The 13,241-nt window shown below is 40.0% G+C and carries 11 protein-coding genes and 11 tRNA genes; 2 read left to right on the top strand and 20 right to left on the bottom strand.

Annotated features, from left to right (window positions below; genetic code table 11):
* Positions 1-131: 131 nt before the first annotated feature.
* The 12 genes from DZB84_RS22800 to DZB84_RS22745 form a co-directional block, all read right to left on the bottom strand.
* Positions 132-205: transfer RNA gene (locus DZB84_RS22800), tRNA-Gly, on the bottom strand.
* A 17-nt stretch (positions 206-222) separates the two neighbouring features.
* A tRNA-Pro gene (locus DZB84_RS22795) sits at positions 223-299 on the bottom strand.
* A gap of 8 nt (positions 300-307) precedes the next feature.
* Positions 308-384 (bottom strand) — tRNA-Arg (locus DZB84_RS22790).
* An 87-nt stretch (positions 385-471) separates the two neighbouring features.
* A tRNA-Leu gene (locus DZB84_RS22785) sits at positions 472-558 on the bottom strand.
* 17 nt (positions 559-575) lie between these two features.
* Positions 576-656, bottom strand: a tRNA-Leu gene (locus DZB84_RS22780).
* 14 nt (positions 657-670) lie between these two features.
* Positions 671-746, bottom strand: a tRNA-Lys gene (locus DZB84_RS22775).
* Between the two features lie 5 nt (positions 747-751).
* Positions 752-826: transfer RNA gene (locus DZB84_RS22770), tRNA-Gln, on the bottom strand.
* A gap of 168 nt (positions 827-994) precedes the next feature.
* Positions 995-1,070, bottom strand: a tRNA-Val gene (locus DZB84_RS22765).
* A gap of 57 nt (positions 1,071-1,127) precedes the next feature.
* Positions 1,128-1,199: transfer RNA gene (locus tag DZB84_RS22760), tRNA-Glu, on the bottom strand.
* Positions 1,200-1,208: 9 nt separating this feature from the next.
* A tRNA-Ser gene (locus DZB84_RS22755) sits at positions 1,209-1,299 on the bottom strand.
* A gap of 2 nt (positions 1,300-1,301) precedes the next feature.
* A tRNA-Asn gene (locus DZB84_RS22750) sits at positions 1,302-1,376 on the bottom strand.
* 128 nt (positions 1,377-1,504) lie between these two features.
* The gene (locus DZB84_RS22745) at positions 1,505-1,966 is read right to left on the bottom strand and encodes a SprT family protein (protein ID WP_116354598.1); all 462 of its coding nucleotides are present in this window, start codon (positions 1,964-1,966) and stop codon (positions 1,505-1,507) included.
* Positions 1,967-2,118: 152 nt separating this feature from the next.
* Here DZB84_RS22745 and cmpA point away from each other — a divergent pair, with 152 nt between their 5' ends.
* A complete protein-coding gene (gene cmpA / locus DZB84_RS22740) occupies positions 2,119-2,232 on the top strand; it encodes a cortex morphogenetic protein CmpA (RefSeq protein WP_116354596.1) in 114 nt (37 codons plus the stop codon).
* Between the two features lie 17 nt (positions 2,233-2,249).
* Here cmpA and DZB84_RS22735 read toward each other — a convergent pair whose 3' ends face one another.
* The 8 genes from DZB84_RS22735 to acpS form a co-directional block, all read right to left on the bottom strand.
* Positions 2,250-4,400, bottom strand: coding sequence for a Tex family protein (locus tag DZB84_RS22735; RefSeq protein WP_116354602.1), 2,151 nt, complete (start codon positions 4,398-4,400; stop codon positions 2,250-2,252).
* A 77-nt stretch (positions 4,401-4,477) separates the two neighbouring features.
* A complete protein-coding gene (gene sigB, locus DZB84_RS22730) occupies positions 4,478-5,233 on the bottom strand; it encodes an RNA polymerase sigma factor SigB (protein ID WP_116354594.1) in 756 nt (251 codons plus the stop codon).
* A 204-nt stretch (positions 5,234-5,437) separates the two neighbouring features.
* Positions 5,438-5,788, bottom strand: coding sequence for a type II toxin-antitoxin system endoribonuclease NdoA (ndoA, locus tag DZB84_RS22725; protein ID WP_010284636.1), 351 nt, complete (start codon positions 5,786-5,788; stop codon positions 5,438-5,440).
* Positions 5,789-5,792: 4 nt separating this feature from the next.
* Entirely contained in the window at positions 5,793-6,074 is a 282-nt protein-coding gene (locus DZB84_RS22720) for a CopG family ribbon-helix-helix protein (RefSeq protein WP_010284645.1), read from the bottom strand.
* Between the two features lie 225 nt (positions 6,075-6,299).
* On the bottom strand, positions 6,300-7,463 hold the full coding sequence (gene alr, locus DZB84_RS22715) for an alanine racemase (protein ID WP_116354592.1): 1,164 nt from the start codon (positions 7,461-7,463) through the stop codon (positions 6,300-6,302).
* A gap of 204 nt (positions 7,464-7,667) precedes the next feature.
* The gene (locus tag DZB84_RS22710) at positions 7,668-10,049 is read right to left on the bottom strand and encodes an immune inhibitor A domain-containing protein (protein ID WP_116354590.1); all 2,382 of its coding nucleotides are present in this window, start codon (positions 10,047-10,049) and stop codon (positions 7,668-7,670) included.
* Between the two features lie 292 nt (positions 10,050-10,341).
* Complete coding sequence (locus tag DZB84_RS22705) at positions 10,342-11,358, bottom strand: LolA family protein (protein WP_116354589.1); 1,017 nt, start codon at positions 11,356-11,358, stop codon at positions 10,342-10,344.
* 253 nt (positions 11,359-11,611) lie between these two features.
* Positions 11,612-11,971, bottom strand: coding sequence for a holo-ACP synthase (gene acpS, locus DZB84_RS22700; RefSeq protein WP_116354587.1), 360 nt, complete (start codon positions 11,969-11,971; stop codon positions 11,612-11,614).
* A gap of 520 nt (positions 11,972-12,491) precedes the next feature.
* Between acpS and DZB84_RS22695 the strand changes: the two genes are divergently transcribed.
* Positions 12,492-13,211 (top strand): rhomboid family intramembrane serine protease, encoded by a 720-nt coding sequence (locus tag DZB84_RS22695; protein ID WP_116354585.1) that lies wholly within the window; start codon positions 12,492-12,494, stop codon positions 13,209-13,211.
* Positions 13,212-13,241 lie beyond the last annotated feature (30 nt).

The raw sequence follows: 13,241 nt of genomic DNA, 5'->3' as shown, positions 1-13,241 counted from the left end.
TTAGGCACGCCGCCAGCGTTCATCCTGAGCCAGGATCAAACTCTCCAATAAGAGTATTGATTGCTCAATAAGTTTGTTACTTAGAATTAACGTTGACGCTTGTATTATGTTTAGTTTTCAAAGAACTAATTTGGAGCGGGTGATGAGAATCGAACTCACGACATCAGCTTGGAAGGCTGAGGTTTTACCATTAAACTACACCCGCAAATATTAAATTTCGTCTGGTCGGGAAGACAGGATTCGAACCTGCGACCCCTTGGTCCCAAACCAAGTGCTCTACCAAGCTGAGCTACTTCCCGATATAATATGGCGCGCCCGAAAGGAGTCGAACCCATAGCCTTCTGATCCGTAGTCAGACGCTCTATCCAATTGAGCTACGGGCGCATATTGTGAAGTGATTCAAAATCAGCGACTTTTCTATAATAGCATCTTACAAAGTTAATTGCAAGTACTTTTTTAAAAAAGTTTTTTTGGTGCGGTCGAGAAGACTCGAACTTCCACGGGATCAACTCCCACTAGGCCCTCAACCTAGCGCGTCTGCCATTCCGCCACGACCGCAAATACATCAAGTACAGTGCGGGTGAAGGGACTCGAACCCCCACGTCAAAGACACTAGATCCTAAGTCTAGCGCGTCTGCCAATTCCGCCACACCCGCATATACAATTAAAATGGTGAGCCATGAAGGACTCGAACCTTCGACCCTCTGATTAAAAGTCAGATGCTCTACCGACTGAGCTAATGGCTCTAAAATGGCTGGGCTAGCAGGATTCGAACCTACGAATGACGGAGTCAAAGTCCGTTGCCTTACCGCTTGGCTATAGCCCATTGAGTTAACTTCACGAATATCTTCATCGAATATGCTGCATGAGCTTCTCCGCAAGAGGATATTCTGAAAAATTTCAGCAGGAAATTTTACGGAATATCGTCGACATCCCCAGTTATCCTTTAAAACCTTCTATAACAAAACGCTATAAGTTACATACATGTTTTAAATGGTGGAGGATGACGGGATCGAACCGCCGACCCCCTGCTTGTAAGGCAGGTGCTCTCCCAGCTGAGCTAATCCTCCATTTATAGAGATAGAAATGGGAGGTAGGAATTTTGAATCCTACATCCCATGATTGTATGACCCGTACGGGATTCGAACCCGTGTTACCGCCGTGAAAGGGCGGTGTCTTAACCGCTTGACCAACGGGCCATTTTAAGCTGGCGGAGAAGGAGGGATTTGAACCCTCGCGCCGCTTACGCGACCTACACCCTTAGCAGGGGCGCCTCTTCAGCCACTTGAGTACTTCTCCATTGGCTCCGCAGGTAGGATTCGAACCTACGACCGATCGGTTAACAGCCGATAGCTCTACCACTGAGCTACTGCGGAATAATGTAGCGACATTATTTATTATAAAAACAGACCTTCCTGTTGTCAAGAGCATCTGTTATTTATCTGTTTTTTGTCTGTCCGTTTTCGCGGCGACTTTTATAATTTATCACAGGAATAAACACGAGTCAATATTTTTTTACTTGAACTAATTTTCCAGAGCATTTTCCGCAAACATAACGATTTGTATCGATTCTTCTTTTTCTTACATATCCTATCCCACAGCCTTTACAGGTATACAAATATTGTTTTGAAGTTTTTCGTTTCTTAACGGATTCTAATGGTTTACAAAATCGTGGAGCATCGACAGCTTTTAAGAGATTCCGAAAGTCACGATCGCGATGCTGGTATCCCTTCCCTTCAAGATGCAAATGGTAATGACAGAGTTCGTGTTTAATGATTCCCACCAACTCATCGATTCCACGCTCCTGGTAATATTTAGGGTTTAGTTCAATATTGTGGGATTTCAATAAATACCTACCACCAGTCGTTTGCAATCGATTATTGAATGTTGCTTTATGAAGGAATGGTTTTCCAAAGAACTCAAGAGAAACTTCTTCCACGATTTTTTGCAACTCAAACTGTTCCATTTTTTACTTCCTTTCCATCCTTTTCGAACAGGACGTACTGTATGTGCATACACTATATATACTCAAACGTTCAATTTGGTAACTGTAATTACTATAGTATCATTCTTTTTGTTTTCCTGAGGATAAAAGTTATTTACGAGGAGGTTTAGGGTATGCCTACTTGGTTTCAGAATCAAATAAAACGTGCCTTTTATGAAAAAAATCGATACCAAATTAAAGTATTGAATCAATGCTGGTATTTTTATAGAAAAAAACACTGCTCCTAAAAGCAGTGTTTTCATTTTTAGCTTTGTGGCGGTAGCATTGTTAATGCGACTCTACCCTTTTTCACGTCGACATCGTCAATCCAGACGGTTACAACATCGCCTACTGAAACAACGTCAAGTGGGTGTTTAACGAAGTTTTTACTTAGCTTAGAGATATGGACTAAGCCATCTTGCTTAACTCCGATATCTACAAAAGCTCCAAAATCTACAACATTTCGGACAGTTCCTTCGAGCTCCATTCCTTTTGCGAGATCTTCAAGCTTAAGGATGTCTTTTTTAAGTAATGGTTTTGACAACTCATCACGTGGATCGCGTTCTGGGCTAACTAAAGCTTCTGTAATGTCGTGAATCGTAATTTCACCGATTCCTAATTCAGCAGCTATTTCTTCCGGAACAATGGATGAAATGGCTTCTTTTAATTTTTCCGTTCCTAAGCCATTACTTGTTAGACCGAATTTTGCAAGTAGTTTTTTAACCTCTTTATAGTTTTCTGGGTGAATCCCAGTGCGATCTAATGGCTCGTCTCCATCAATAATACGGAGGAATCCAATACACTGCTCATAGGTTTTTGCACCCAGACGCGGAATATCCTTCAATTCGCTTCTATTCTTAAATTTACCTTGTTCCTCACGTTTTTTCACGATATTGTTAGCGACCGCTTTTGATAGTCCTGCTACATATTGTAGTAAGGAAGGAGATGCTGTATTAACATTTACACCAACCTTGTTAACTACTGTTTCAACAACAAATGTTAGCTGTTCATTTAGCTTTTTCTGGGAAACATCATGTTGGTATTGACCGACGCCTACTGACTTCGGATCAATTTTTACGAGTTCAGCTAATGGGTCCTGAAGTCTTCTTGCAATCGATACAGCACTTCTTTCTTCAACATGTAAATCAGGGAATTCTTCACGTGCAATCTCAGATGCAGAGTACACACTCGCCCCCGCTTCATTCACAATGATATAAAAGATTTCTTGATTGACTTCTTTTAGAACATCCGCAACAAAGCTTTCCGTTTCTCTTGAGGCCGTACCATTTCCGATAGCCACCATTTCTACCTTAAATTCTTGTATAACGGATTTTATTTTCTTAATCGCTTCATCCCTTTTATTCACTGGTGGATGCGGATAAATTACACCTATATTAAGAACTTTTCCGGTTTCATCAACTACCGCAAGTTTACATCCAGTACGGTAGGCAGGGTCCACTCCAAGAACAATCTTCCCTTTAAGTGGCGGTTGTAAAAGTAGATTACGAAGATTTTCTGAAAAAATATGAATGGCACGATCTTCCGCTTTCTCTGTTAGCTCTTTTCGAATTTCCCTTTCAATCGAAGGCTGAATAAGACGTTTATAACTATCCTCGATTGTTTCCACAATATAAGGAGTTGCTGGAGAATTTTCCGTTTTTACGATTTTTCGATTTAAAAAGGTTAAAATTCGGTCAAGAGGCGGCTCAATTGTTACACGTAGGATTTCCTCTTTTTCTCCACGGTTCATCGCTAGGACACGGTGTGGAACAACCTTGTGGATCGGCTCCTTGTATTCATAGTACATTTCATAAACATTTTTCTCGTCTTTTTCTTGGTCTTTCACAGCTGTTTCAATGGTCCCTTGTTTGAATGTTTCATTGCGAATCCATTGACGAAAAGCAGCGTCATCGGAAATCCATTCTGCGATAATATCCTTCGCACCACCGATAGCATCTTCAGCGCTCAGAACTTCTTTTTCCTCTGAAATGAATTGAGTCGCATATTGTTCAACATCCACATTCATCGGGAACGTATATAGCCATTCTGCTAATGGCTCAAGTCCTTTTTCTTTTGCAACAGTCGCTTTTGTACGCCGTTTTTGTTTATAGGGTCTGTATAAGTCCTCAACCTGCTGAAGCTTTGTGGACTTCACGATTTCTGCTTGAAGCTCATCGGTTAGCTTCCCTTGTTCAGAAATGAGGCGAATCACCTCTTCTTTTCGTGATTCGAGGTTTTGCAAATAAGCCCATTTTTCTTGAACATCTTTAATTTGGACTTCGTCTAAAGACCCAGTTAGTTCCTTTCTGTAACGCGCGATAAAAGGTACAGTATTACCTTCATCTAAAAGGTTGATTACACTATGAACTTGCTTAGTCGTGATTCCAATTTCTTTGGCGATGGTTTTTACCATCATTTCGTTTGTTTGCAATATCTGACTCAAAACTGTTTCCTCCTACTTTCCACTACTATCTCTATTTTACCAAAATTACCTCATCCAAGTACGGCTTGCCGAAGCTTTTTAATAGCACTTCGCTGAATGCGAGAAACATGCATTTGTGAAACACCCACGATTTTCCCTGTATCTCTCTGACTTTTCTCTTTTATATATGTGTAATAAAGAATTCTTTTTTCTCGTTCTGACAGAACATGGAGGGCTTTCTTAACATCTAATTTCTTTAACACCTTTTCATAGCCTTTTTCCTTTTTTCCTACTGTTTCTAGGATGGTTTTTCCTTCTGAATCTGGATCAGTTGGCGTATCGATAGGCTGTGTATGATAGGCTTGTCTTAATTCGATTGCTTCTAGAACTTCCTTTTCATCTACCTGAAGATGATTTGCGATTTCATATATTTCTGGCTTCCTTTGCAAGTAGCTTGTAAGCTCCTCTTCAGCCTTTATAATCTTAATTCCGAGCTCTTTTGCCCTTCTTGGTACATGAACACTCCAGGTTTTATCTCGTAAATAGTGTTTGATTTCACCAATAATGGTTGGGATTGCGAAACTGTGAAAACTTCTTCCAATTGTTTGATCATACCTTCTTATCGCACCTAAAAGTCCCATCCTGCCCACTTGGACGATGTCCTCGTGAAACGACTGGCCCTTGGAGTATTTCCAAGCGATTGAATGGATCACTTTTTCATACTTTTCAACGATTTCCCTTTCTGATTGTTTTGAGCCAGTTTTTTGGAAGTTCTGTATCAGCCTTTCTACTTCCTCACGTTTCGGACTTGTAGATTGCTTTCTCATTTTTTCCACCGCTCTCTTTTTTATTTGTCATGAAAGGTAGTTTGGGATAATCCCTATGATGTATTTCGATTAAAATGATGTGATTTCCTTCACATTCTGTGATTTGTTACACAAGTAAAATATTTTTGTAATATAACATAACGCAAAAATAAAAGAAGCTACCACGGGGTAACTTCTCATAGACGTATCATATAAAAAAATGAATTAAAAATCGATGAGTCCTAAACTAATTTGTAAGGCATCATCCACTCTGTCCATCATCTCTTCATCGAGATGTGTAATCTTATCGGTTAGACGCTGCTTATCGATTGTACGTATTTGTTCTAACAGAATAACTGAATCGCGCTCAAATCCATAGCGCTCCGCATCAATTTCAACATGTGTTGGAAGTTTTGCTTTTTGAATTTGGGCAGTTATAGCTGCGACAATGACTGTGGGACTAAACCGATTCCCGATATCGTTTTGGATGACAAGAACAGGACGAACGCCTCCTTGCTCTGAGCCAACAACTGGGGAGAGGTCTGCAAAATAAACGTCGCCACGTTTTACAATCAAATGATTACCCCCCGCTAACTAAGCGTTCTACGGTGTGGTCAGCCTCAGATTCAGCCAAAAAAGCCTCCGATGCAATAGTAAGGTTAATTTTCGCCATTTCCATGTAACCGCGTCTCATAGATTCTGTAATCTGGCGCTTCTTTCGCTCACGTAGATACATTTTTGTAGCCTGATAAATCAGTTCATTTCGGTTACCGTTTTCTTGTTTCACTAGGCCATCCAACTCACTAATTAAGTTTTGTGGTAATCGTACTAGAATTTCTGTTGTTGCGCTGGATTCAGACACAAACATACACCTCCACCAACTTGCCACCATTATTCTACTCCAATCTTAATAATACCATTATTATGATTGGATGCAAAGCTTAATCCCATCAATTCTTATTTATTATCGACATTTAGAATTGGTTTTTATGCACATCTTTTACAACGTTTCCAAAATCTTCATTCGACTACACGCATAAAAAAAGAATGTACCCTATTTCTACAACTAATGTACTAACTTTTTCTACTAGTAATGTCTTAATAACGGATTTCTCACTTCAATTATTCTCTTATTTCTTAAAAAAATACGCGGAACACGAAAACTTATTGAACATGTGACCTCGTAGTTAATTGTTTCAAGCGCCTTCGCTACATCGTCAACACTAATGAATTTGTCGTTTTGTCTTCCAATTAAGGTAACTTTTGTCCCAACGGGAAGTTTCTTTGGAAGACGGACCATAAATTGGTCCATACAAACGCGACCGATGATTTGGCAGAGTTCACCGTTAACTAAGACATGCGTATTTTGTAGTTTTCGGATCCACCCATCCGCATAGCCGACCGGGACGGTTCCAACCCACATATCTTCATCCGCTGTAAATGTTGCACCGTAACTTACTTTTTCCCCTTTCGCAAGTTGTTTTACATGGACAAGCATACTGTGGAAGGAAATAGCTTGTTTAAGCTCATATGGAAGCTGGTCTTTTATTTCTAAAGATGGTGTCAATCCATACATTCCTATACCAAGTCTTACTGCATTAAATACTCTTTCTGGAAAACGGTAACCAGTTGCACTGTTTCCGCAATGGATCATTTTCGGTTTGTTCGGGATCCACTCAAGCATTTTTAGGAAATTCTGATACTGCTGGTCAAAATAGGAGGTATCTATTTCGTCTGCTGTTGCGAAATGAGTAAAAACGCCTTCAAGTTGAACTTGAGGATGTTGCTCAATTGTTGCAAGGATTGTTTCTAGTTCGTCTTTTTTTCTTACTCCAAGACGCCCCATCCCTGTATCAAGTTTCAAGTGCAGGTTAAGTGGAGTACTGCCGTGATAGTTTTCAATGATATGATTTAGACATTCTTGACTATAAATAGTGAGTGCTATATTGTGTTGTGCAGCAATCATGGCGTCGGTTGGACGTGAAGCTCCGAGAACGAGTATGGGTGCATCAATTCCTCTATGACGCAAGGAAATACCTTCATCAATAAAAGCTACCGCAAGATAGGTTGCACCCGCTTCAAGTGCCGTTTTTGCAACCTCAGCATCTCCGTGACCATATGCATTTGCCTTAACGACTGCCATAATGTCCACTTGTTCTGGTAAAAAGCTTTTCATGTTTTTCACGTTTTCAAAAATGCTGTCTAAATCAACTTCAACCCACGTATCGCGATAAAAATGGGTAGAATCCATGAGTATACACCTTCTTAGATTAATTGCTATTACGATATATAAGTTCGATTTTAAACCTCATTTTGTCCATGTCAATGGTGTTTTTTGTTATACCCTTTTCTTATACCCATCTTAACATATGACGGAAAAAATAAAATATGAAAGGGAAATTTCGAAAGCATGACAAAGACCCCTTTGGGTGGTCAAAGGGGCCTTACAAATTTCTTATTTAAAAATTAACACCTTCCCAACTGTACCATCAGCACTTTGACCAACAACTCGGAATTTCAGACCGTATTCAGGAATGTTTCGCCCTGCGTCGACCAAGCCTGGGTTGCTGTAGTCAGCACTGTCATCAAATAAAGGTGTGCGTTGTGTAAAGTTATCCTTTAGTGTTACTCCTAATAAATCAGTGTAATCCAAGAACATTTTCTCTGTTTTATCTAAACTAAATGCTGCATCGTGTAGTTGATATCGGGTTGAACCTACAGCTTTATCGCTCCAGCTTACTGCATGCTGGTCAGCATCGACAACCCCTAAGAAACCATCTCCAGGATGGACGCCTGTCCAGTTGTTGTCATAGCTTTCATCGACATACCACACTACTAAACCTGGGTCATATGACATTAGGCTTGCACCACGGCGGATGTTCTTTAAGCCTACATCCACACCATTATGGGATCTCCATTCTAATAAATAGTAATGAGGAGATGTATATTTACCATCATGCTTTTCAAAACCATCTAATGTAAATTGAGGTTCTCCCTCTGCTCCATCAGAGAATACGACATCGGCATCTGCTTTAACAGTTACATTATCTGTAAAGAAGCCGTCAAGATTTGTAGCCCAGTCGGTCATTGAACGGAATTGAAGCTGAATTTTTTGACCTGCATAGTCACTTAAATCAATCGTTTCATGAACCCACCCATTACTTGAGCCAGTGTAGCCTGGGAGGTTTTCTTTAATCGCCGGATAACCATCTGGGTCAAGTGTTGATGATGTTCTGTCGCTTGAAAGTGATATCCATGTTTCTCCTCCATCGGTTGAAACTTGAACCATGGCATAGTCCCAATCTTGTTCGATATTATACCAAGCATCAAAATCAAGAGTAGCCTTATCAGCGCCAGTTAAATCAATTTCAGCGACCATTTTATGGTCAACCTCATCCCCTTTACCGCCGAAATACTCAAAGTTTCCTTCAGCAGGTGTATTTAAAACATTAACCTTATCCGGTAAATCTACTCGTACAGCATCATGATTAGTACCTTTTGTTACTGCTTCATCAAGAAGTAACTCCGTACCTTGTTTTGTAATATCATCGGCATGAAGTGTTGTCCCACTTAACCAGTTCCCACCATGCCATGCTTGAAGTTTTTCTTTAGCATACGCACTCATGCCAGGTGGTTCTGTTCCCGGAATGTCTCCAGACCAGCTTCCACTTGCCATTACAGACCAGTAAGCAACCGCTTCACCTGCTCCACTATACACTGTGTCATACTCATCAGGAAGACCTAGATCATGTCCGAATTCATGTATAAATACACCTGCAGCTCCATCTTCAGGTTCAATCGTGTAATCGTAGGCACCCAAAAGTCCTCCAAAGCGGTCACTATTTGATGTACCACCTGGTACCGCTACAAGATTTCCTAGGTTCCATCGGTGTGACCAAATGGCGTCACCCCCAAGTGAGCCACCACCTGCTTCCTCTCCTACACCAGCGTGAATAACCATCAGATGGTCAATGATTCCGTCAGGCTCATTATATACACCGTCATTATCATAATCATCGCGGTCCCACACATCGTATTCACTTAAATCAACATTTGGATCCTGGCCGGCTTTTGTTAATGCTTCATATACTAACGTACGCGGACGTGCATCACTGCCATCTGGCGTTGGATAATTTCCACCATAATATGCAGCCGGATGGTCTGCCGTATACCAGCCCGCCACAGTTCCATCAACTGTATAACTTCCTCCTGATTGTTGTTCATAGTATTGTTTCATCGATAATAAATTTTCACCATTTGGACCTTCATATCCATTTTCACCGAAAATCATATCTTGGAAATGGTCATGGGTATAATCTTCATACCACATATCTGTTTCGTCTTTTGTAATGGAGCTTTTTTTATAATCAGGGAAATCGATGGCTAGGACTAAAACTTTATCGTGGCGTACTTCACCATCATAATTTTCTTTTTCAACTGAATCTATTTTGTTTTTCTTAGCTTGTCCAAGCTTGTTCCCCTTTCCATTTTTCAAGCCATTATCATTTTCTTTATTCGCAGATTTAAGATTTGCATCTAGCCCTTTTGGTAGCTTGTCCTTTGTTTTACCAGAGTTAGCTGCTTTTGTTTGTAGATATGTTTTCAATACCTTCTCCGCTTCTGCTGGTGATGCATTTTTTGCTATTTTTCCGTTTTTCTTGAGCATTTCAATGAGTTTTTCATCGTTTGCGATTCCTAGATCGATTGGCGAACCATGTGAAGCTAGTTTTGAGGATACATCTGATGCGTTAGCTTTTGGTGTCATGGTTGGACCCGCTACTAGTCCAACGCTTAATGATAATGCAAGTGCTGTGGTTAAAATCTTTCGTTTCTTCAACTTCATACCCCTCCTAAAAATCTGGTTTACGTTCTGTACATTTTTAGCCTTAATTTTGTGTAAATCCAACCCCCTTCAAGACTATGGACAATCCTTGCTTAGATAATGTAACAGAACTTTCAAAAGAAATTTGTAGAAATTCAATATATAGAACTTTTTTCGTTCGTTAAATTCTACGTTCCCTCTACCCCATCCGACAATATCCTTCGATATACGAAATAAATAACCTTGTAATTTGTCGAGATTTTAAAATAAAAAACAGGTCCGATCATTCGGACCTGTGATTAACTATTTATTTTACTGACTTACTTTGTACTGTACGTGCGACAGAGATTAACTCTTCTTGAGATAAGTCATCAGAAGCAATCATGAATTCAGCACCATTGTATGTCCAGGAAATAGATTTATCTGTAAGGGTACCCACTGTGAATCCAAGGTCAACTGGTTCACCACTTAGTGAAATCGTCGTAGCAACCTCTGCAACACGTGCCCTTTCTTGAATCAATGTGAAGGTTTTCTCTCCACCGAATGTCATAATTACTCGTGTACCATTTTCAGTTTCAATTTTCTTTTCTTCTTTTAATTCAACACCAGCAAGCGCGTCCTCTGAAGGATAGAGAACTTCAAGTGGCTGCTTATCCACTTCGCCCATAACTGGGATTTCATCTAAAGTAGCAGAAGACATATTCTTATCTACATCAAATGCTGATTTATCAAAGCTTGCATCAAATTCTACTTTTTTAAACTCCACAAGTAGCAGGACTTTTCGATCCGGATCCATCACTTTTACAGACACAGGTTTTAAATCCTTTTTGCTAAAGGTAATTTCTTGTTTTGGTAGCATATTATTATTTTTATAGTTTGTTTTTGTTTCGAAAACATATTGATCCTTAGTAGCCGTAAATTTCGCCTCTGGATCTTCCTTCACATCGTGCACCAAGGACTCAAACAAATAGGCCTGGCTACTGTTTTCTGGCCAATCACTCTGGAAGCGGAAGCTCTTATTAAGGGCAGGTGTTAACACGAACACACCTTCTTCATTACGTAAAATCATTTGGCTTTGATCTTTTTCTGCATTTTTTAGGTTTACGCGATAGAAAGTTGGATCCTTGTGCCAAATTTCCACTTCGTACACCTGTGGATCATTACCAGTTTGAAGCGTCATCTTTGCATCTGCTTTATAGCCTGTCATCTTTTGCACCTTTTCATCTAGTGCGCTAACCACATCTTCCTGTGATTTTTCCCCACATGCCGCGAGTACAAGGGCAATGAGTAGCCCTAATAACAACAAAAATACTTTTTTCTTCATTTCTTCTTCAACCCCTTTGCCTCTTATCGACTATTGGTTGAGACAAAGCCTACTACTAGATGAACAGGTTAGGAATCATTTCCGTGCTTATTAGGACCCCCAAAATTCTTATGTGAGTTTTTCTTCATTCCATTTCCCGTTTACGTACTGCTACGTGTAAACTAAGAAAAAGTCACACCGTTCACCATACTCGTACACCTTGTCTCACCTACCGCACTAAAAATATATGAGACAAAGTTGTGTAATATGCAGACTAGCTTGACAAGCTTTCTAAAATTACTTGTGCAACGGCATACTCTTTACTGTGAGAAATGGATAAATGAGCCTTATAATTCAAGGGCTTGGTAAGGACTGGCTTACCATGCTCATCCGATAAAACCTCGATATCTAAGAAGCTTACATTCTCACCAATCCCGGTCCCAACTGCCTTTGAATATGCTTCCTTGACGGCAAAACGTCCAGCAAGAAACTCAATTTGACGGGACTCTGATAAACGAAAAAATTTTTCTTTTTCTCCGTCTGTTAAAATCCGATCTACAAACTTTTTTTGTCTATGTAAAATCTTTTTAATACGTTCAAGCTCGACAATATCGATACCTGTACCAATGATCATTTCATAAAATCCTCTCTTCTATATAAAAACTTTCAATCATAAGATGGTACAAACTCTTTAAAGAATATAGTACGATAAAAAAGAAATTCAAATACACCTTGGCGTATTTGCGCCCGGTTTTTTTGCCCTCACGAGGTAGGTCACAAAGACGTTGCCACGGGGAGTGGCGATCTTAGTCTTTGATCCTACTGCGAGATACAGTGAAACTTCAATCTGTGGAAGCTTTACCCCACAGATTGATAGTTGAACCAATCAGGCTTTTACTGGCATTCGCCCTCAGTGAGGGCTTAGTGCCAGTTAATGCTGAAAAATTCCCTTTGAAAAATCGTGGCATCCGCCAGAGGCTAAGGCCCACACGAGGTGGGTCACTCAGACGTTGTCACAGGATGTGACAATCTTAGTCTGAGTTCCTTAATCTCAGTCAGGGATAAACCCTGTACTGAATTGTTTCTTGTTGCATTTAACACACCATATTATAAAGTGGAGTCTAATACTGAATAAAGTTAAAAGGAGAATCAAAATGTTTATACGGACTGAAAGCTTTCGTCAATTTTTACGATTATATCCTATTATATCAATAATCATCGCGATTCATATCCTACTCTGGCTGCTAATCTTTTTGTCCCTACCATTTGGGACGACACTTCTGCAGCACATGATTGGGTTTAACTTCTTGATTTCCGAGGGAGAATATTGGAGACTTGTTACGCCGATTTTTGTACATAGTGGGTTTGGTCATATGTTGTTCAATTCATTCTCTCTTGTTTTGTTTGGCCCTGCATTAGAAAATATGTTGGGTAAAGTCAAATTTGTCATTGCCTATCTTTTAACCGGGATTCTTGCAAATCTAGCAACCTTCTACATCGAGCCACTGGAATTTGCCCATGTCGGTTCATCGGGTGCCATTTTCGGATTGTTTGGGATTTACTTATATATGGTTGTGTTTCGCAAAGACTTGATCAATCAAATGAACTCACAGCTAATCATCACTATTTTAGTGATTGGCCTAGTCATGACCTTTATCAATTCAAATGTGAATATTGTGGCCCATATCTTCGGTTTTATAGCTGGCGCAATCGTTGCACCACTTGTTTTACCGAAAACCTCTGGTCAGCCGCAGATTATTATGGCAGGTGATACCTCATATCGACCGCGACTGAGGATTCCTAGACAATTTTCAATAAAGCATCTATTATGGTTGATTATTATCATCTTAGTGATTCTCGGAATTTTCCTTTAAAATCAACAAGGAGCTAAAGTGACTTTAGCT

The sequence above is a fragment of the Bacillus sp. HNG genome, from assembly GCF_003400205.1.
GTDB lineage: Bacteria > Bacillota > Bacilli > Bacillales > Bacillaceae_L > Ferdinandcohnia.
Note: the sequence above shows the minus strand (reverse complement) of the source record. Positions and strands in the feature narration are given on the sequence as shown.